Annotated in this window: 22 protein-coding genes; 12 read left to right on the plus strand and 10 right to left on the minus strand. The window is 64.9% G+C overall.

Going from position 1 to position 19,092, the window contains the following annotated elements; genetic code table 11:
• Positions 1-40 precede the first annotated feature (40 nt).
• Genes nadB through ACO055_RS11785 form a run of 3 tightly spaced genes read right to left on the minus strand, consistent with a single transcriptional unit; the run spans position 41 to position 2,995 of the window.
• A complete protein-coding gene (nadB, locus tag ACO055_RS11775; protein WP_422059067.1) occupies positions 41-1,627 on the minus strand; it encodes an L-aspartate oxidase in 1,587 nt (528 codons plus the stop codon).
• On the minus strand, positions 1,624-2,079 hold the full coding sequence (locus tag ACO055_RS11780) for an endonuclease domain-containing protein (protein ID WP_422059068.1): 456 nt from the start codon (positions 2,077-2,079) through the stop codon (positions 1,624-1,626). The genes nadB and ACO055_RS11780 overlap by 4 nt, the downstream gene beginning before the upstream one ends.
• On the minus strand, positions 2,072-2,995 hold the full coding sequence (locus tag ACO055_RS11785; protein WP_422059069.1) for an ABC transporter ATP-binding protein: 924 nt from the start codon (positions 2,993-2,995) through the stop codon (positions 2,072-2,074). Before ACO055_RS11785 ends, ACO055_RS11780 begins: the two co-directional genes overlap by 8 nt.
• Before the next feature lie 111 nt (positions 2,996-3,106).
• Here ACO055_RS11785 and ACO055_RS11790 point away from each other — a divergent pair, with 111 nt between their 5' ends.
• From ACO055_RS11790 to ACO055_RS11845, 12 genes are all read left to right on the plus strand, one after another.
• Positions 3,107-3,667, plus strand: a complete 561-nt coding sequence (locus ACO055_RS11790) for a DUF4402 domain-containing protein (protein ID WP_422059070.1) — start codon at positions 3,107-3,109, stop codon at positions 3,665-3,667.
• 128 nt (positions 3,668-3,795) lie between these two features.
• Positions 3,796-3,993 (plus strand): zinc-finger domain-containing protein, encoded by a 198-nt coding sequence (locus tag ACO055_RS11795; protein WP_422059071.1) that lies wholly within the window; start codon positions 3,796-3,798, stop codon positions 3,991-3,993.
• A gap of 108 nt (positions 3,994-4,101) precedes the next feature.
• On the plus strand, positions 4,102-4,653 hold the full coding sequence (locus ACO055_RS11800; RefSeq protein ID WP_422059072.1) for a DUF4402 domain-containing protein: 552 nt from the start codon (positions 4,102-4,104) through the stop codon (positions 4,651-4,653).
• Between the two features lie 61 nt (positions 4,654-4,714).
• Positions 4,715-6,157, plus strand: coding sequence for a metalloprotease TldD (tldD, locus tag ACO055_RS11805; protein WP_422059073.1), 1,443 nt, complete (start codon positions 4,715-4,717; stop codon positions 6,155-6,157).
• Between the two features lie 205 nt (positions 6,158-6,362).
• Positions 6,363-7,562, plus strand: a complete 1,200-nt coding sequence (locus ACO055_RS11810; RefSeq protein WP_422059074.1) for a hypothetical protein — start codon at positions 6,363-6,365, stop codon at positions 7,560-7,562.
• Between the two features lie 77 nt (positions 7,563-7,639).
• A complete protein-coding gene (locus ACO055_RS11815) occupies positions 7,640-8,041 on the plus strand; it encodes a hypothetical protein (RefSeq protein ID WP_422059075.1) in 402 nt (133 codons plus the stop codon).
• Between the two features lie 137 nt (positions 8,042-8,178).
• Positions 8,179-8,748, plus strand: a complete 570-nt coding sequence (locus tag ACO055_RS11820) for a DUF924 family protein (protein WP_422059076.1) — start codon at positions 8,179-8,181, stop codon at positions 8,746-8,748.
• Between the two features lie 28 nt (positions 8,749-8,776).
• Entirely contained in the window at positions 8,777-9,334 is a 558-nt protein-coding gene (locus tag ACO055_RS11825) for a pyridoxamine 5'-phosphate oxidase family protein (RefSeq protein WP_422059077.1), read from the plus strand.
• Positions 9,334-9,546, plus strand: a complete 213-nt coding sequence (locus ACO055_RS11830; protein ID WP_422059078.1) for a DUF2007 domain-containing protein — start codon at positions 9,334-9,336, stop codon at positions 9,544-9,546. The genes ACO055_RS11825 and ACO055_RS11830 overlap by 1 nt, the downstream gene beginning before the upstream one ends.
• A 118-nt stretch (positions 9,547-9,664) precedes the next feature.
• Complete coding sequence (locus tag ACO055_RS11835; protein WP_422059079.1) at positions 9,665-10,363, plus strand: endonuclease/exonuclease/phosphatase family protein; 699 nt, start codon at positions 9,665-9,667, stop codon at positions 10,361-10,363.
• Between the two features lie 201 nt (positions 10,364-10,564).
• Complete coding sequence (locus tag ACO055_RS11840; RefSeq protein WP_003043080.1) at positions 10,565-10,903, plus strand: P-II family nitrogen regulator; 339 nt, start codon at positions 10,565-10,567, stop codon at positions 10,901-10,903.
• A 17-nt stretch (positions 10,904-10,920) separates the two neighbouring features.
• Positions 10,921-12,369: an ammonium transporter gene (locus ACO055_RS11845; RefSeq protein ID WP_422059080.1), complete on the plus strand. Its 1,449-nt coding sequence runs from the start codon at positions 10,921-10,923 to the stop codon at positions 12,367-12,369.
• A 491-nt stretch (positions 12,370-12,860) separates the two neighbouring features.
• Here the strand turns inward: ACO055_RS11845 and ACO055_RS11850 are convergent, their stop codons facing one another.
• The 7 genes from ACO055_RS11850 to ACO055_RS11880 all read right to left on the minus strand — a co-directional run bounded on the left by ACO055_RS11850 (position 12,861) and on the right by ACO055_RS11880 (position 19,083).
• A complete protein-coding gene (locus ACO055_RS11850) occupies positions 12,861-14,447 on the minus strand; it encodes a GMC family oxidoreductase (RefSeq protein ID WP_422059081.1) in 1,587 nt (528 codons plus the stop codon).
• A gap of 120 nt (positions 14,448-14,567) precedes the next feature.
• Positions 14,568-15,482, minus strand: a complete 915-nt coding sequence (locus ACO055_RS11855; RefSeq protein ID WP_422059082.1) for a sterol desaturase family protein — start codon at positions 15,480-15,482, stop codon at positions 14,568-14,570.
• Entirely contained in the window at positions 15,475-15,882 is a 408-nt protein-coding gene (locus ACO055_RS11860) for a hypothetical protein (protein WP_422059083.1), read from the minus strand. Before ACO055_RS11860 ends, ACO055_RS11855 begins: the two co-directional genes overlap by 8 nt.
• On the minus strand, positions 15,879-16,313 hold the full coding sequence (locus tag ACO055_RS11865; RefSeq protein ID WP_422059084.1) for a TIGR01244 family sulfur transferase: 435 nt from the start codon (positions 16,311-16,313) through the stop codon (positions 15,879-15,881). Before ACO055_RS11865 ends, ACO055_RS11860 begins: the two co-directional genes overlap by 4 nt.
• Before the next feature lie 159 nt (positions 16,314-16,472).
• Positions 16,473-17,066: a hypothetical protein gene (locus tag ACO055_RS11870; protein WP_422059085.1), complete on the minus strand. Its 594-nt coding sequence runs from the start codon at positions 17,064-17,066 to the stop codon at positions 16,473-16,475.
• 71 nt (positions 17,067-17,137) lie between these two features.
• Positions 17,138-17,950 (minus strand): sterol desaturase family protein, encoded by an 813-nt coding sequence (locus tag ACO055_RS11875; protein ID WP_422059086.1) that lies wholly within the window; start codon positions 17,948-17,950, stop codon positions 17,138-17,140.
• A gap of 74 nt (positions 17,951-18,024) precedes the next feature.
• Entirely contained in the window at positions 18,025-19,083 is a 1,059-nt protein-coding gene (locus ACO055_RS11880) for a helix-turn-helix domain-containing protein (RefSeq protein ID WP_422059087.1), read from the minus strand.
• Between the last annotated feature and the right edge of the window lie 9 nt (positions 19,084-19,092).

Below are 19,092 nucleotides of genomic sequence, written 5' to 3' on the forward strand. Positions count from 1 at the left end.
TCTTTGTGTCTTTGTGTGAGAATATTTCGCTAAACCGCCCTTATGGCACCAGCACCGTATCGACCGCCTTGGGCAGCATGGCCGGATAGTCGAGCGTGTAGTGCAGGCCGCGGCTTTCCTTGCGGTGGAGGGCGCTTTTGACGATCAGGTCGGCGCATTGCAGCAGGTTGCGCAGTTCGATCAGGTCGGTGGTCACGCGGAAATGGCCGTAATAATCCTCGACCTCGCCCGTCATCATCTTGATCCGGTGCTGCGCGCGTTCAAGGCGCTTGGTCGTGCGCACGATGCCGACATAGTTCCACATGAAGCGGCGGATTTCGGTCCAGTTCTGCTTGATCACAACCTCTTCGTCGGAATCGGTGACGCGGCTGGCGTCCCACGGGCGAATGGCCGGGGGCGGTTCGAGCTGGCCCCAGCGCGCGATGATGTCCTTCGCCGCCGCTTCGCCAAAGACGAAGCATTCCAGCAAGCTGTTCGACGCCAGGCGGTTCGCGCCGTGCAGGCCGCTCTCGGTGCATTCGCCCGCAGCGTAAAGTCCCGGCAGGTCGGTGCGCCCGTCGAGGTCGATCAGCACCCCGCCGCAGGTATAATGCTGCGCGGGCACCACCGGGATCGGCTGCTTGGTCATGTCGATGCCGAGCGTCAGCAGCTTTTCATAGATGTTCGGGAAATGGCCCGCGACGAAATCGGGGTCCTTGTGGCTGATGTCGAGGTGGACATAGTCGAGGCCCGAGCGCTTGATCTGATCGTCGTTTGCACGCGCGACGATATCGCGCGGCGCCAGTTCGGCGCGCGGGTCGTAATCGGGCATATAGCGATGCCCGGTGACGGGATGCTTCAGGATGCCGCCCTCGCCGCGCACCGCCTCGGTAATCAGGAAGTTCTTGACCTCCAGATTATAGAGGCAGGTCGGGTGGAACTGCATCATCTCCATGTTCGAGACCCGGCAGCCGGCGCGCCACGCCATCGCGATTCCGTCGCCCGTCGCGCCGCGCGGGGCGGTCGAGAATTGATAGACACGCCCCGCCCCGCCGCTCGCGAGGATCGTCGCGCGGCCGACATGCGCGTGAACCTTGCCGGTCTTCTCGTCGAGCGCATAGACGCCCCAGACGCGGCCCGAACCCGAATAGCGTTGCTCGTGCCGCCCGGTGATCAGGTCGATGCATGCCTGCCCCGGCAGCAGGCTGATGTTCGGATGCGCCTCGGCAGTCTTTAGCAACGCCGCCTGCACCGCCCAGCCGGTCGCGTCGTCGACATGGACGATACGGCGGTGCGAATGCCCGCCCTCGCGCGTCAGGTGCAGCGCTTCGGCATCCTTGTTGAACGGCACGCCCATTTCAACGAGCCGCTCGATCGCGTGCGGTGCATTCTCGACGACGAACTCGACCGTCTCGCGCCGGTTCAATCCCGCGCCCGCGACCATCGTGTCCTCGATATGATTTTCGAACGTGTCGCCCGCGTCGAGCACCGCAGCGATCCCGCCCTGCGCCCATGCGGTCGAGCCGCCGGTCAGTTCGCCCTTTGCGAGCACCAGCACCCTGCAATGATCGGCGAGCGCGATCGCGGCGGTAAGGCCCGCGGCGCCAGAGCCGACGATGATGACATCGTGGGGGGTGGTTTGGGTCACTCTTCTCCCCTCCCGCAGGCGGGAGGGGTTGGGGGTGGGCCTGAATTCAGCGCTTCCACTATCGTCATCAACACACCTTCAAGATTGGACATCACATCGGCGTTGGAAAAACGTAGCGTCCAATAGCCTTGCGCGCGCAGATAGCCATCCCTGCGGCGGTCTTCTTCCTGCCGGTCGTCGTGGGAAATGCCGTCGAATTCAATGACAGGCTTGGCCTCGCGGCAGAGGAAGTCTGTGACGTAAGGGCCGATGGGCATCTGGCGGCTGAACTTCCAGCCTTCGAGCTGGCGTCTTGAAATGGCGCGCCACAAGGTTCGCTCGGGCGGTGTGGCTTCGCGGCGAAGTCGCTGCGCGTTCAGCGTCTCGCGTGGCCGAAATTTACGGACAGGCCCACCCCCGACCCCTCCCGCCTGCGGGAGGGGGGAAAAAGCGTCGGCCTTTTCCTCAGCCATTCGCCGCGCGCGTCAAATTCAGGAATACATCCTCCAGATCGGCCTCGCGCGTTGACACGTCGACGATGCCGTGCCCCATCGCATTGACCGCCGCGAGCACTTCGCCCGCGTTCATCCGGTCCTTGTTATAGCTGATCGCGAGCCCGCGCTCGCCCTCGCGCTCGATCTTCTCGAACGCCGGATGCGTCGGCAGCACGGTGACATCGGCGTCGAGCGTCACGACGACGATCTTCTCGCGCGCCATGTCGACGAGTTCGCGCGTCGGCTTGTTCGCGATCAACCGACCATGGTTGATGATCGCGATCCGGTCGCAAAGCTGCTCGGCCTCCTCCAGATAGTGCGTCGTCAGCACCACGGTGACGCCGCGGTCGTTGAGCGACTGCACATATTCCCAAAGCTGCTGGCGCAGTTCGATGTCGACCCCCGCGGTCGGCTCGTCGAGAACGATGATGGGGGGCGAATGCACCATCGCCTTGGCGACGAGCAGGCGGCGCTTCATGCCCCCCGACAGCGTGCGCGCATAGGCGTCGCGCTTGTCCGACAGATGCACCGCGGCGAGCAGGTCGTCCGAAATGCGCTTGCCTTTCGGCACGCCATAGAGCCCGGCCTGATTCTCCAGCGTCTCGAACGGCGTGAAAAAGGGATCGAAGACGATTTCCTGCGGCACGATGCCGATCGAATATTTGGCGTTTCTGGGATCGGCGTCGATATCGAAGCCCCAGATGCTCGCCGACCCGGCGGTCTTGTTGACCAGCCCCGCGAGGATGTTGATCAAGGTCGACTTGCCGGCGCCGTTCGGCCCCAGCAGCCCGAAGATCTGTCCGCGCGGCACGTCGAAGCTGACGTTGTCGAGCGCCTGCTTCCCCCCGGCATAGGTCTTTGAAACGGCGTCGATGCGGATGGCGGCTTCACTCATGGCCGCTTCCATAGCCGCGCATACTCCTGCGCGAAAGCCCTCTCTCCGGCACCGATCGGCCCGCGCGGCGCGTTAACGGTAAATTGGAAAATCGCCGCTAGGGACGACGGTGTGAGGACCAGACACACCCATCGCCCGCTGCGTTCGCAGCGCGGCCTAGCCATCTTTGCGCTCTTGCTCGCGCCCGTCGCCGTATCGCCGGCGTTCGCGCAGAACAATACGCAGGCCCAGACCGACGCCATCGTGCTTCGGCCGCTCAGCTTCTTCAAGGTCAATGACCTCGATTTCGGGAGCATCATTGCGTCGGGAACGGCCGGAACGGTGCGGATCGCGCCCGACGGCTCGCGCTCGCGCACCGGCGGCGCGACGCTCGCCGGCAATGACGGCGAGCCCGCACGTTTTGCCGGGCTCGGCACCCCGAACCGCCAAGTGAATATCTCGCTGGGGTCGAACACGATCTTCATCACCGGGCCGGGGGTGCGGATGCGCGTGCGCGATTTCGAGATCGGCTCGACGCCGACCGCGATCCTCTCGACGACGCCGACGCGCTTCACCATCGCGAGCGCGCTCGGCAATTATAATTTCCCTGTCGGTGCGACGCTCGAAGTGGGCGCGAACCAGACGCCGGGCGATTACTCCGGGACGTTCACAGTCACGTTGAATTATCTCTAGCCATGGTTCGTCACCCCGGACTTGATCCGGGGTCCAGGACCTCAGCGCCGCAGTAGATGCCGGATCAAGTGCGGGATGACGATCGAGAGCAATTGCCCACTCCGCCCGGCCTTGCTAAAGGCGCGACGATGACCCAGCCCGCTCCCGAAACGATCCGCACGCCCAAAGCCCGCATCGCCTGTGACGGCACCGGCGACGGGCTCGCCAACGCCGCGCTCGGCCATCCGCGCGTGTGGCTGGAGATCGATCCCGACCAGGGCTATGCCGACTGCGGCTATTGCGACCGGCGCTTCATTCTCGCCGGAGGCGTTGCCGACCACAGTTGAGCGCCGGGCCGCCGACCACGCCGAAACGTTAAGCGCCGCTTTACCATCCCCGCGCATCATCGATTCATGCCCTGGCCCTATCACTCTGTTCCAGACAGGAGCAGAATCGTGGGGATTCCAGGGACCAGCTATCCGCGAGCGGCGCTCCGCCGCCTCGCCATCGTCGCTGTTGCGGCGGGCACGCTTGCGTGTGCTCCGGCCTATGCCGCGAACCAGACCGGCACCGCGACGTCGGTGGTCGTACGCCCGAACACGCTCGTCAAAGTCGACGACCTCGATTTCGGCACGCTGACCAGCGGGCCGACTGCGGGCACGGTCACGGTCAACGCCGTCACCGGCGCGCGCACGGCTACCGGCGGCGCGACCCCGATCGGCGTCGGCTTTCAGCGGGCGGTGTTTCAGGGCACGGGCGGCGTCCTGCTGATCACCGTCAGCGGCGATACCAGCGTTACCCTGACCCGCGCGGGCGGCGGCGGGACGATGACCGCCAGCCTCGTCCGTGCCGCGAGCACCAGCGGCGGCGGCATCACCCTGCTCGGCGGCACTCTGCTGCCCAGCGGCGTCCAGACCTATTATATCGGCGGCACGCTCAACGTCGGCGCGAACCAGGCCGCAGGCGATTACAGCGGCACCTTCACGCTCACCGTCAATTATCTCTGACAGTCGCGACTGAGTATAACGCCGGTTTGCGCGTGGACACGCGCGCGCCTATATGACGCTCATGACCAGTCCTACCGATCCCCGCCGCTTCCTCTATCGCGCCGACGCGCTCGACCCCGATCTGGCACAGAAGCTGGCGCGCGAAGCGCTCGCCAAGGCCGACGACGGCGAGCTTTACCTGCAATATCGCGCGACCGAGAGCTTCGGCTTCGACGACGGGCGGCTCAAGACCGCCGACTATTCGACCGACGCCGGCTTTGGCCTGCGCGCGGTATCGGGCGAGATGACGGGCTTCGCGCACGCCAGCGACATCAGCGCGGGAGCGATCCGCCGCGCCGCCGAAACGCTCGCGCTGCTCGATCCGGCGAAGGACGCGCATGCCGCGCCGCCACCGCACACCAACCGCCATCTGTATGACGAAGCGAATCCGCTCGACCTGGTCCCCTTCGCGAAGAAGGTCGCGCTCTGCCAGGAAATCGACGCCGCCGCCCGCGCGCGCGATCCGCGCATCGTTCAGGTCTCGGTCGCGCTGGCAGGAAGCTGGTCGGTGGTCGAAATCGTCCGCGCCGACGGCTTCCTTGCGACCGACATCCGCCCGCTCGTCCGCCTCAACGTCTCGATCGTGGTCGAAGAGAATGGCCGCCGTGAATCCGGCTATTTCGGCCTCGGCGGCCGCTATATGTACGATCATCTGTTCGACGAAGCGCAGTGGAACCGCGCGATCGACGAGGCACTGGCACAGGCGCTCGTCAACCTCCGCGCGGTCGACGCGCCTGCCGGCGAATTCACCGTGCTGCTCGGTCCCGGCTGGCCTGGCGTGCTGCTGCATGAAGCGGTCGGTCACGGGCTCGAGGGCGATTTCAACCGCAAGGGCACCAGCGCCTTTTCGGGCCGCATTGGCGAGCGCGTCGCGGCATCCGGCGTCACGGTGGTCGACGACGGCGCGATGGAAAGCCCGATCGGCGGCGGTCGCCGCGGATCGCTCAGCATCGACGACGAAGGCACGCCGACCGGCGAAACGATCCTGATCGAGGACGGGATCCTAAAGGGCTATATGCAGGACCGCCTGAATGCGCGTCTGATGGGGGTCGAGCCGACGGGCAACGGCCGCCGCGAAAGCTTTGCGCATGCGCCGATGCCGCGGATGACCAACACGTTCATGAAGGGCGGCAACGACGATCCAGCCGAACTGCTGAGCCGCGTCAAGACCGGCATCTTCGCCAAAAGCTTCGGCGGCGGGCAGGTCGACATCGTGTCGGGCAAATTCGTCTTCAGCTGCACCGAGGCGTACAAGATCGAGAATGGCAAGATCGGCGATTCGATCAAGGGCGCGACGCTGATCGGCGATGGGCCGAGCGTGCTCACCAAGGTGATGGGCATCGGGAACGACATGGCGCTCGACGAAGGCATCGGCATCTGCGGCAAGGCAGGCCAGAGCGTGCCCGCCGGGGTCGGCCAGCCAACCTTGCTGGTGAGCGGGTTGACCGTGGGCGGCACGGCGTAACAGTCGTCATCCCGGGCTTTGACCCGGGACCTGCCTGTTTCTTCAAGAAGGCATGCTCCGGATCAAGTCCGGCGTGAAGATGGTTATGAACGCCTGTGACCGCCCTCACTTGGCGCGGCGCCTTTCCGCGCTTATACCCCCTTCAAACACAATAAGAATCGGGTCGCATCATCCGCAGGGACGCCCCTGCAACAGGGAGGATTTCATGCGTTCGAGCCTGCGTTTCGTTTCCGTCACCGTCATCGCCGCAATGCTCGCCGCCGTTCCCGGCTCGGCGCAAAAGACCAGCGGTCCCAAGGAACGGTATGAGATGGACGTCGCGACGATGTCGGGCTTTGCCGCAATGAGCGGCGGGCGCGGCGGCCTCGGCGGTGCGATGAGCATGGCCTTTGGCGGCGACCCGTCGAGCCGCGTCGCCTATATGCTCAGCCTGCGCCTCGGCACCGATCAGGGGCCGACCGCGCCGCCGCCGAAAGCCGACCATTTCTTCCTGCCGCAGGCAAAACTGGGCAAATCGGTGCCGCTGATAGCGCCCGAGCGCAAGGAAGGCAGCTATCCGACCCAGTTCGAGCGCCCCAAGGGCCGCCTGCTCCTCTATTGGGGTTGCGGCGCCAAGGCGGGGCCGGGGCAGCCGGTGATCATCGACTTTGCGAAGGTCGCGGCAGGCCAGGTACCGCCGAACCTGTTTTCCAGCGCGGTGCCGGTCATCCGCGAAGTGTCGCAGCTGAACAGCAAATCCTATGTCGACTGGCCGAATGGCAAGAATGGCAAACAGCCCGGCGGCGGCTCGTCGCTGCTCGGCGCGCATCGTATCGCGAGCAATGTCGGATCGGACATCAACTTCACGTTGGCGCAGGATTATATGCAGGGGCTGTCGGCCTCGACTACGATCCAGGCCGACCAATCGGTGCTGCTGCGCTGGACCCAGGTACCGACCGCGACGGGCTATGCCGCCTGGACGATCGGCGGCATGGACCGGCAGGAAAAGGGTGGCGATATCATCTGGTGGACGAGCAGCACGTCGAAGGAGTTCGGCGGCGGCTTGTGGGACTGGTTGCCCCCCGCGACGGTCGCCAAGCTGATCACGCAGAAGATCGTGATGCCGCCGTCGCAAACGACCTGCCAGATTCCTGCCGAGGTCAAGAAGGCCTCGGGCGACATGATGATCGGCAACCTCAACGCCTTTGGCCCCGAGGCCCATTTCTCCTATCCGCCCAAACCCGCGGGCAATGCCGTGTGGAACATCGACTGGACCGCCAAAGTGCGGTTCCGCTCGCACACGATGCTGCTGATCGGTGCCGATTTCGGCGGAATGGGGGGATCGAGCGGCGGCAGCACGCCGGCCGAGCCCGAAAAGAAGAAAAAGTGCAAAGGCCCGCTCGGGATCCCGCTTCCCACCTGCTGATCGCGAGTCATTCACGGTTCATCGGCTTTCGCGTATAAGGTACGTGGGTAGGGTATGTTGAAGACAGGAGTCTAACCATGCGTCATCTTATCCCCACGCTTCTCGTTGCAGCAGCCGTTGCGGTCAGCCCCGCGGCGTCAGCACGCGAAAGGCTGTCGCCAGAGGATCAGCTCACCAAGCTGCTCGGCAATCGCGTCGCGGGCGAGCCGCAAAATTGCATCTCGCTGGCGAGCCTCGGCAGCAGCCAGGTGATCGACAAGACCGCGATCGTGTACAAGGTGGGCAGCACATATTGGGTCAATCGCCCGCGCAGCGGGGCCGAATCGCTCGACGATGACGATGTTCTCGTCACCAAGACGATCGGCAGCCAGCTGTGCAGCATCGACGCGGTCCAGCTGCACGACCGCACAAGCCATATGTACAGCGGCTTCGTCACGCTCGGCGAGTTTGTGCCCTATCGGCGCCCGAAGGCAGAATAGCCTTCGCGCAGATTTCGCGATGCCTCGCTAGAATCCATTCGTCATCCCGGCGCAGGCCGGGAACTCACCGGCGCGTTATCGCGTCAGGTGGATATCCCGGTCTGCGCCGGGATGACTCTGTATCGGGAATGATTGCCTTGTCCGAAAGGGAACCTCTTTCACCGCCCGCCGACTGGGCGCGACAGCTGCTCGGCTTCTGGTTCGATGGTCATGGGATGGAGGACTGGTACGGCGGCGGCGCGGACTTCGACCGCGACGTCGCGGACCTCGCCGCCGACTGGCACGACGCGTTGCGGTCGCAGCCCGCGAGCAGCTTTCTGACCGATCCCGACACGGCGCTCGCCGCGGCGATCCTGTTCGACCAGGTGCCGCGCAATATCCATCGCCATAACGCCGAAGCCTTTGCGACCGACGATCTGGCGCGGGCCATCGCGCGCGGGATCGTCGCGCACGGGTGGGACCGGGACTGGCCCGACGAGCGGCAGCAATTCGCCTATCTGCCGTTCCAACATAGCGAGGACATGGCCGACCAACGCGAATCGCTGCGGCTGTTCAACCAGCTCGCCGACCCGCTGTTCCATGACTATGCGCAGACGCATTTCGACATGATCGACCGCTATGGCCGCTTCCCGCACCGCAACGCGGCGCTGGGCCGGGCGACGCGCGACGACGAGGAAGCGGCAATAGAAGAGGGCAAGGATTGGTGATAGGGCGCGTGCGATACGGAGAGCAACCATGTCTGAATTCACCGACAGTCTGACCGACAAGCATATCGCCTTCATCGAGAAGCAGCCGGTCTATTTCACCGCGACCGCTTCCGCCGACGGCCGCATCAACCTGTCGCCCAAGGGCTATGCCGACAGCTTCCGGGTCCTGTCCGAAAACCAGGTCGCCTATCTCGATCTTGGCGGGTCGGGCAACGAGACGCACGCGCATCTGGCCGCCGATGGACGCATCACGCTGATGTTTTGTGCCTTCGATCGCACCGCACTGATCCTTCGCATCTATGGCCATGGCCGCCCGGTCCTGCCGCAAGACGATGAATGGGAGGCACTCGCCGCCCATTTCACGCTGATCCCCGGTACGCGTCAGATCTTCGTCATCGACGTCGAGAGCGTCCAGACGAGCTGCGGCTGGGGCGTGCCGATGATGGAGTTGCAGCACGAGCGCGATACGCTGCAGAAATATCACCGTCAGGCCGACCCCGACCGGTGGGTCGAGAAAGTCCGCGGGCGTACGGAAAGCATCGACGGTCTGCCGACGCGCGCCACCGACCGGTTCATCACCGGCTGATGGCGCTCGTCGAACTGGTGCGCCTGCCGAACGGCGCCGAAGCCGAGCTGCTGCGCGGCCGCCTCGAAAGCGCGGGCGTCCATGCCGTCTGCTTCGACGCGGGGATGAACATCGCCGAAAGCGTCGGGCTGCTGATCCCGGTACGGGTGATGGTGCTCGACGAGGATCTGGGCGATGCCAAGGCGCTGCTCGAAGAGTTCGGCGCGGGTTGAATTTGCAACCGAACCCCTCCCCCGTTCGTCCTGATCTTGTCGAAGCGTGTCCCGAGCGCCAACGAGGCAGTCGAGGGGCTCAGCACCAACGGATTAAAGGTCGGTCCAAAACTCACCCATGATCAAGGTCGCCAGCTATAATATGCGCAAGGGCATCGGGCTCGACCGGCGCCGCGACCCCGGTCGCGTGCTGTCCGTTCTGGCCGAGCTCGACGCCGATATCGTCGCGTTGCAAGAGTGCGACCGCCGCTTCGGCACGCGCGCGAGCGCGATTCCGCCGCATATGCTCGCCGAGCACAGCGACTATATCCCGGTCACCTTGACCGATCGGCCGCACAGCATCGGCTGGCACGGCAATGCGCTGCTCGTTCGCAAAGGGACCGAGGTCGAGGAAAGCCACGCGCTGCACCTGCCGACGCTCGAACCGCGCGGCGCGGTGGCGGCCACCTTGCGCATCGGCGACACGCGCCTGCGCGTCGTCGGCATGCATCTCGACATTTCGGGGCTCCGCCGCCGCCAGCAGGCGCGCGCCATCCTGTCGCACGTCGCCGAGGGCGAGGATCTGCCGACGATCCTGATGGGCGATTGCAACGAATGGCGCGCGTCGGGCGGCTGTCTCAGCGATTTCGGCGCGCGGCACCGGCTGGTCGACACCGGCCACAGTTTCCACAGCCGCCGCCCGGTCGCGAAGCTCGACCGCATCTTCGCTTCGCCCGAGCTCGAGGCGATCGAGGCCGGTGTCCACCAGAGTGCGCTCGCCGCACGCGCGTCGGACCATTTGCCGATCTGGGCGAGCTTCCAGGCGGTTTCGGGGTAGGCCCTTATCCGCTCCCGCAGGCGGGAGGGGAACATTTCTGCCCAAATAATAGGCAAATGCCTGCCTCGGCTGCCCACCGAACGAACGATCAGGTGTGCCGTTCGCCCCAAAACCGTCACAAAATGTTAACTTTTGCAGCATTCGCGCAATCTGGCACGGCTGTTGCACTGCACCATGATGCCATAATCAAAAGGGGGCATCATGAAGCTGATCCTGGCTATCATCAAACCGTTCAAGCTCGACGAAGTGCGCGAAGCGCTTACCGGGCTGGGCATCGCCGGCATGACCGTGACCGAGGTCAAGGGTTTCGGTCGCCAAAAAGGGCAGACCGAAATCTACCGCGGCGCCGAATATGCAACCAACATGGTTCCGAAGGTGAAGATCGAGCTCGTCTGCGACGACGCGCTTGCACCGCGGGTCGTGGAAACACTCCAGCAAAGCGCCGGGACCGGGTCGATCGGGGACGGCAAGATTTTCGTCCTCGACGTGGGTCAGGCCGTGCGCATCCGCACCGGCGAGACCGGCGAGGCGGCTCTTTAATGATAAAGGGGGAAGCAATGAAGTTCGCAAACAAGATTGCGGCGGGAGCCGGGGCCACGGGCCTCGCGCTGTTCGCCGCGCTGCCCGTTTGGGCCCAGGACGCTGTCGCGCCGGTTGCCGAAGCGGCGGCGCCCGCGCCTTTCACACCAACCGCCGAGATGGTCAACAAAGGCGACGTGGCATGGATGCTCGTCGCCTCGGCGTTGGTGCTGCTGATGTCGGTGCCCGCGCTGGCGCTTTTCTATGGCGGCCTTGTCCGCGCCAAGAATATGCTTTCGGTGCTGATGCAGGTGCTCACCATCGTCTGCGTCGCCGCGCTCGTCTGGTTCAGCTGGGGCTATTCGATGGCCTTCACCTCCACCGGGTCGCCCTTCCCCAAGCTGGTCGGCGGCCTCGACAAGGCGTTCCTCTCGGGCGTCGATGTGACGACCTTTGCCGCCACCTTCTCGAACGGGGTCTATTTGCCTGAATATGTCTTCGTGATCTTCCAGATGACCTTCGCCTGCATCACGCCGGCACTGATCATCGGGGCGTTCGCGGAGCGCGTGAAGTTCACGCCGCTGATCATCTTCACGGTGCTGTGGCTGACGCTCGCCTATTTCCCGATCGCGCACATGGTCTGGTACTGGCCGGGCCCCGACTTCCTCAATGCCGCGCCCGATGACACGGGCCTGCTGTGGGGCTGGGGTGCGCTCGACTTTGCCGGCGGCACCGTCGTCCATATCAACGCTGGCGTCGCCGGTCTGGTCGGCTGCCTCGTGATCGGCCCGCGCCTTGGCTATAATTCGGAACCGATGCCCCCGCACAACCTGGTCATGACGATGATCGGCGCCTCGTTGCTGTGGATCGGCTGGTTCGGCTTCAACGCGGGTTCGGGCCTCGAAGCCAACGCCTTTGGCGCGCTGGCCTTCATCAACACGCTCGTCGCCACGGCGGCTGCGGGTGCGACCTGGGCGATCATCGAGCAGATCGTGCACAAAAAGCCGTCGTTACTGGGTGGGGTTTCCGGCGTCGTCGCCGGCCTGGTCGCCATCACGCCGGCCGCGGGCTTTGCCCATCCCGGCACCGCGATCCTCCTTGGCGCCGTCGCCTCGCTGGGCTGCTTCTTCTTTGTCACCACGGTCAAGAAGAAACTCAAATATGACGACTCGCTCGACGTGTTCGGCATCCACGCCGTCGGCGGCATCATCGGCGCCATCGGCACTGGCTTCGTCGCCAATCCGGCGTGGGGCGGTCAGGGCTGGATCGATTACACCGCGCCCGTCGCCAAGGCCGGCGAGTTCGACCTGACCGGCCAGGTGATGACCCAAATCTGGGCCGTCGGCACCACCGTCGTGTGGACCGGCGTGGTCAGTGCGGTGCTGTTCCTCGCACTCAAATACACCATCGGCCTGCGCCCGTCGGCGGACATCGAGCAAGAAGGGCTCGACCTCGCCGAACATGGGGAGCGCGCCTACAATTATTGACGAGACAGGATACCCGCCGCCGCTCTCTCTCCTTTCAACGGCGGCGGGGTCCTACCGAGGTTCCTCCTGCGAACCACTGGCCGGGATGCGACAAGCTCCCGGCCATTTTTTTTGATTCGATTCGGGCCTTGCCTGCCGGTGCTCGCACCCCCGCGCAGCGTCGCAAGCCGATCCCCGCGTCGCGGGTTAACGCCGCCCCACCGCCCGAATCCGGCGCCGGATGCTGCACCAAAGGCTGCACAAAATTTAGGCGCACGTGCCGCAATTTTAGCCTTCCCAACATGACATTAATGTGGCATTCATTGCGTCAACAGTTTCAGGAGGGGAGAGCCTGAAAGGCTGGGCCGGGACGCAAGTCCCGGCCCTCTTTTTTTGTGCGCAGCAAACGCGCGCGCGAAAAGCCAAGGATTTCAGCTCGTTTTGCGCCGGTGCCGCGGCGAAGCGACCGGCCGCCAGCGGCCGCGTCGAAGCGCTGGCAGTGGGCGTTCAGATCAGGCCAAAGCCGCCTTCACGAAGTCCGCCGCGCGTTCGCCGATCATGATGCTCGGCGCATTGGTGTTGCCCGAAACGAGCCGCGGCATGATGCTCGCATCGGCAACCCACAGCCCCTCGATCCCGCGGAGCTTCAGGCCGGAGTCGACCACCGCTGCATCGTCGCTTCCCATGCGGCATGTGCCCACCGGGTGATAGACGGTGTCGGCGCGGCTGCGGATCAGCGCGTCGAGCGCGGTATCATCGTCGATACTCACCGGATGCCTGTCGGCGCCCGCATAGTCCGACAACGGCGGCGCGGCGACGACGCGATGCATCATCCGCACCCCCGCGCGCAGCGTTGCCACATCGCGCTCGTCGGTCAGGAAGCCGGGATCGATCACCGGCGCTGCCGCGGCGTCCCGAGACGCCAGCGTCACCGACCCGCGACTTTCGGGCCGCAGCACGCAGGCATGGCACGAAAAGCCGTGCCCCTTCACCTTGGTGCGGCCATGATCCTCGAGCATCGCCGGGACGAAATGATATTGGATGTCGGGCGCGGGCAGGTCGGGGCGCGATTTCCAGAAGCCGCCCGCCTCGGCAAAACAGGTCGTCATGATCCCGCTACGCTTCGTGCGATGCTCGAAGATCGCCTTGACCATCCGCCAGGTCCCGCCGAGGCTGTCGCCGAACGGATCGGTCGAGCGCGTCTCCCAACTCGACACATAGTCGATATGGTCCTGCAGATCGGCGCCGACGCTTGCACGGTCGATCGCGACGTCGATGCCGTGTTCCTTCAGATGCGCTGCGGGTCCGATCCCCGAAAGCATCAAGATCTGCGGGCTGTTGAACGCGCCCGCCGACAGGATCACGCCGCCGCGCGCGCGCAGCGTCTCGCGCTTCGAGCCGCGACGGATCACCACACCGGCCGCCCGGCCATCCTCGATCAGAATCTTCTCGACCAGCGCGCCGGTGCGCACCGCGAAGTTCGCATTTTCGCGGAGCGGCTCGACATAGGCGCGCGCCGCCGACCAGCGCTCGCCGGCCTTTTGCGTGACCTGATAAAGCCCGAAGCCTTCTTGCTCTGCCCCGTTGAAATCCGCGGTGCGCGGCAATTGCAGCGCTGCCGCGCTCTCGATGAAGCGCCGGCTCGTCACATTCGGCCAGCGCTGATCCATCACATTGAGCGGTCCATCGGCGCCGTGGAATTCGTCTGCCCCGCGCTCGTTATGCTCGGCGCGCTTGAAGTAAGGGAGCACATCGGCATAGCTCCAGCCGTTCGCGCCAAGCGACGCCCACTGATCGTAGTCGAAAGCGTGCCCGCGAATATAAACCATCGCATTGATTGCGCTCGACCCGCCAAGCCCGCGCCCGCGCGGCTGATATCCGGTACGGCCGTTCAGCCCCGGCTGCGGAACCGTGTCATATCGATAGTTCGACGACTTTGGGATGAAGGGCATGAAACCCGGCGTCTTGACCCGCACCGTGTCGTTGCGCCCGCCCGCCTCGACCAGGCAGACCGTCCGCGTGCCGTCCTCGGCAAGCCGTCCCGCAGCCGCGCTGCCCGCGCTTCCGCCGCCGATGACGATGATGTCGAACTGATCCATGAAGCGACTCTCCCTCGCGCCGCCTGTCGGCGGTCGTCCGGATGCTTACATGAATGTCATTAGCGGGCGAGGCAAGAGCGAGATCGCATGACCGCTGCGGAGGGCTTCCTGGTCCGCCGGCTACTCCGCCGGTTCCTCGACCGGCCGCCCCGCCGCCCACCGTTCCTTGATCATCGCGCTCGTCGCGCGGCTGCCATCGTGGCTCCAGCCGGGTTCGCGGATCAGATAGTTCAGCTTGTGCCGCCACGGCGCGCTCCACATATCCTTTGCGATCCCGACCCATTCATGCACCGCGGCCCAGAGAATGTTGAAGCTGCCCAGCTGTTTGACGATGCCGTATCGCACCGGCTCGTCGTCGCGTTCGGCGACGAAGCTGCCGAACATCTTGTCCCAGATGATGAACACGCCGGCGTAATTGGCGTCGAGATAGCGCGGGTTCACGCCGTGATGCACGCGATGGTGCGACGGGGTGTTCATCACCGCCTCGAACCAGCGCGGCAGCCGCCCGATCGCCTCGGTATGGATCCAGAACTGGTAGATCAGGTTGAGCCCGGCGCAGAAGAACACCATCGCGGGCGGAAAGCCGATCAGGAACAGCGGCAGGCGGAACAGGAAGGTCAGGCTGAAGAAACCGGTCCATGTCTGCCGCAGCGCGGTCGACAGATTATAATGCTGGCTGCTGTGATGGATGACATGGCTTGCCCAAAACCAGCGCACCCGGTGCGCGCTGCGGTGAAAGGCGTAATAGGCCAGGTCGTCGAGGAAGAAGCAGAGGATCCACGCCCACCACCACTGACGGAACGCCAAGCCGATATCGACGAGGTGGAACTGATAGACCCACACCGATATGCCGACCACCGCCGCACCGACAAGCGCGCCCGCGACCTGGCTCACCGTTCCGAGCATCAGCGAGGTCAGCGTATCGCGCGCTTCGTACCGGCTTTTGTCGCGCCGCAGCGAAAAGACCATCTCGACAATCAGCAACAGGATGAAGGCCGGGACGGCATAAACGACGGGGTCGGGCAACTTATCCACAGTTGAGGTCCCGCATCCGGCTCGCCCACATCCCCGCTTCCTTCCCCAAATGCAGCGTCACCGCACCGAACGTCTTTTCGGGCATCGCGAGCGTCAGAAAATCCTTGTCGAGCCGGCCCACCACCGCAGCGTCGACGGGGCGTGCCGCGAAATGATTGCCGTGCGCGCGCACCAGCATCATCCGTCCTTCGGCATTGCGCACGATCGCCGCAAAGCCCGCGCGGTCGCGCGCGACTTCGGTGCCGCCGAATCCCGCTTCGGCGTCTTCGGCAAGGCGGATCGCATGATCGGCGTCCTCGATGCGCGGATCGGCACCGAGCCCCATTTTGCGGACGAGCCAGGCGACGAAGAAGACCGCGATCAGCGACGCGCCGAGCTGGATCAAATCCTGGACGGTCATTTTTCGCCCGCGAGCGCGTCGAGCATCGGCCGCAGCCCGCTCAAATCATAGCCGGCCTTCGCCGCCGCATCGACGATCGCATCGACATCGTCACCCGCGCGGGCGCGCGTCAGCGCCCAAAGGTGCGTCGAGCGCGTGCCCGAGCGGCAATAGGCCAGGATCGGCCCCGTCGCATCTGCCAACAGCGTGTCGAGCGCGTCGATCTGCGCATGGCTGAAACCCGCGTGGCCGACCGGGATCGCGGCATAGGCGAGCCCTTCGGCCGCCGCGGCGTGCGCGATATCGCCGCCTTGCGGCGCCGCTGGCTCCTCGCCGTCGGGACGATTGTTGACGATCATCGCAAAGCCCTGCGCCTTGGCCTCGGCAACATCCTCGATGCTGATCTGCGGGGCGACGCTGAAGCCGGCGGACAGGGGTCTGAAATCGCTCATGGCTGCGATCTACTCCCGCCGCCGGCATGCTGACAAGCGCGAAGGCCGAATGCGATAGCATTCGTGTTCCGAACAAGCCGGGCATCGAGCTTCCGCCCTCGCCATTTCAATCGGGCAGGAATGGGTTCCCGCCTCTGCGAGAGCACGGCGGGTTTCCTCTCAGCCGTGCGGATATTGGCCGATGCAGTCCTGCATCTCTTCCCAAAGCCCGGTCGCGGCGGAAAGCTGGACCACCGCCGCCTCCTTGCCGAGCAGTTTGACGCGCATCTCCGTGCCCGCCTTGAGCCGGGACCAGACGGCCGACTGGAGATGGCCGAGCTTGTAGCTCGTCTTGCCGTCCGCGGTCTCGCCATAGACGAAGCGCGCGGCGACATGGCCGTCGACGAACAGCGCCGTACCGGGAAAGCTCGCATAAGTGACGCCGGCATCGAGCGCATCGGCAAAATTGCCGTCGGCATCCTCGACCGACCCCGCGCCCTTCTCATGCTTCGCGCCCTCGTCGTCGCCGATCGCGGGAAGCGCCTTGCCCGACAGCCAGACATATCCGTCCTCGAAATTGGTAAAGCCGAGCCGCAGCGTCAGGTCCTCGCCGAGCGTCCGCGTCGCGGTGCAATTGTTGCCGCGCGACTGAAAGGTCCAGCCATCGCCAAAGCTCAGATCTTTCTCGGGGATCGGCGGCGGGACCATCGCCGCCAACGGCGCGGCGGCGAGAAGCAAAGCGAGGGGCAAGAGCCGGAGCGGGGACGCGCGCATGAAATCTCCCAACTTCATCGCGACCCGTCGTTCTGACTATTCCCCTCGCCGCGCCTGTCAAGCGCCCGCCGTCAGGCGGCTGCCCCCGCCCGCTCGCCCGTCTGCACCGGCGCGCGCGAAACCACGTCGTGAAAGCGTTCGGCATAGTGCGGATGCTCGGTCCCCATCCATTTGTCCCACCAGGTGAAATAGAGGCCGTAATTGCGGTTGAAGCCGCCGCTGTGGTGCAGGTCGTGGTGCGTCGTCGTGTTGATCCAGCGCGTCGCCGGAGTCGACAGCCACCAGCGCGGATGCAGTTCGAATCCCGCATGCCCCATCGCGTTGCGGATGATCTGGAAGTTGATCCAAAGGAACATCACCCACACCGGCGTCGCGACGAAGAACAGCCAGAGCGGCACGAACAGGATCATCACGAATGCTTCGGGGATTGCGAAGCTGTACGCCGCCCACGGCGTCGGGGTGATCGATCGGTGGTGCGCGCGGTGAAAGGTCTTGAACAGCTTGGGATGGTGCATCGCGCGGTGCACCCAATAGAAATAGGTGTCGTGCGCCAGAACGATCGCGGCGAGCACCGCGGCGTCGCCCCAAAAGCCATAGCTGCCCTGAAAACGGTGCAGCACGCCGCTGTCGACGCCCCAGACGATGAACAACGCGACGAACAGATAGACGCCGACAGTCTGCAACGATTGCAGGAATTCGCGGCGCTTGTCGGCGGCGGTTGCTTCGCGCGCCTGAATCTTGCGCGCAGCGAGGCTCGATCGGCGCAGGCCCCACACGACCGCGCTCGTGACGCTGGCGGCGATGAGGTAGCGGCCGAAGTCGAAAGCGAACATCGCGGGCCCCTGTTTGAGCAGGATAGCGAGGGGAGGAATGGAGTCGATCATGCGGGCATCCTTTGAATGGCTGCCCCGGCTTCAGCAGATTCGCGCGGCGCCGGCACCGCACTGTCGAAAATCGGCTAGCCGATTCCGGAATCGGCCAGCCGCTCCGCGCGATACTCGCTCGGCGTCATCGCTTCGGCATCGCGAAACGCGCGGTTGAATGGCCCCAGCGAACCGAAACCCGCGTCGATCGCGATCGTCAGGATCGATACCTCGCGCTGGGCCGGGTCAGCGAGGGCGGCGCGGATCTCGTCGAGGCGGAAGCTGTTCAGGAAGGCAGTGAAGTTTCGAAAGCCCATCTCGCCATTGATCGCGCGCCGCACGCGATATTCAGGCTCGCCCAGCCGTGCGGCAAGCGCCGATATCGAAAAGCCTTCGGCGCGATAGGCGCGCTCGTCGGCCATCACCGCGTGGAGCCGCTGCGCAAGCGGCGAGGGTGCGGCGGACCGCCCGGCGCGCTTTGGCGGCGCTCCGGGCGCAGCGAACAGCTCGGCCGAGCGGAACCGATAGAGCCCCATCGAGACGATGAAGGTGGCGATCAGGATCGCGACCAGCGTCACGGATCGCCCAAGGTTGGGAGCCGCACCATGACCGTCGAACATCTCGATAAGGGTCACCAACAGGATGAAAACGCCGATCGCGCAAACGAGCGCGACGCGAAAGCCGCGACGCGCCTCGATCAGGTCGTTCGCACGCCCACGCCACGCGATCCACATTCCCGCCACTGCAAAGGCGAACATGCCGATGCGCACCAGCACCCAGATCTCCATGCTGAACGATCCCCTCGCGGTGATCAGCGCGACCTGGGCCAGCGGCAGGACACCGAACGCGGCGACGAGCATCCAACTGCGCCAGCCGATCCGCTGCTGGTCGTCGAACCACAGACGCACGAACAGCCAGAAAAAGGCCGGCACCATGACCGACAGCGCGTCGCACAGCTCATAGGGAAAGCGTGCCAGCCCATCGGGTTTGAGTATGCGCGTGAGCAGATAGGCAATGATCGCAAGGTTCATCGCGATCGCGACGCGCGCCGGCAACACGTCGCGATGGTCGCGCCACAGGATCGCGATCCACAGCAGGAACAGCGCCATGGCACCGCCACGAATCATCGGGTCAAAGATCAGGAGCGCCACCATCGCGTCCTG

It is taken from the genome of Sphingopyxis sp. (assembly GCF_965227415.1).
Lineage (GTDB): Bacteria > Pseudomonadota > Alphaproteobacteria > Sphingomonadales > Sphingomonadaceae > Sphingopyxis.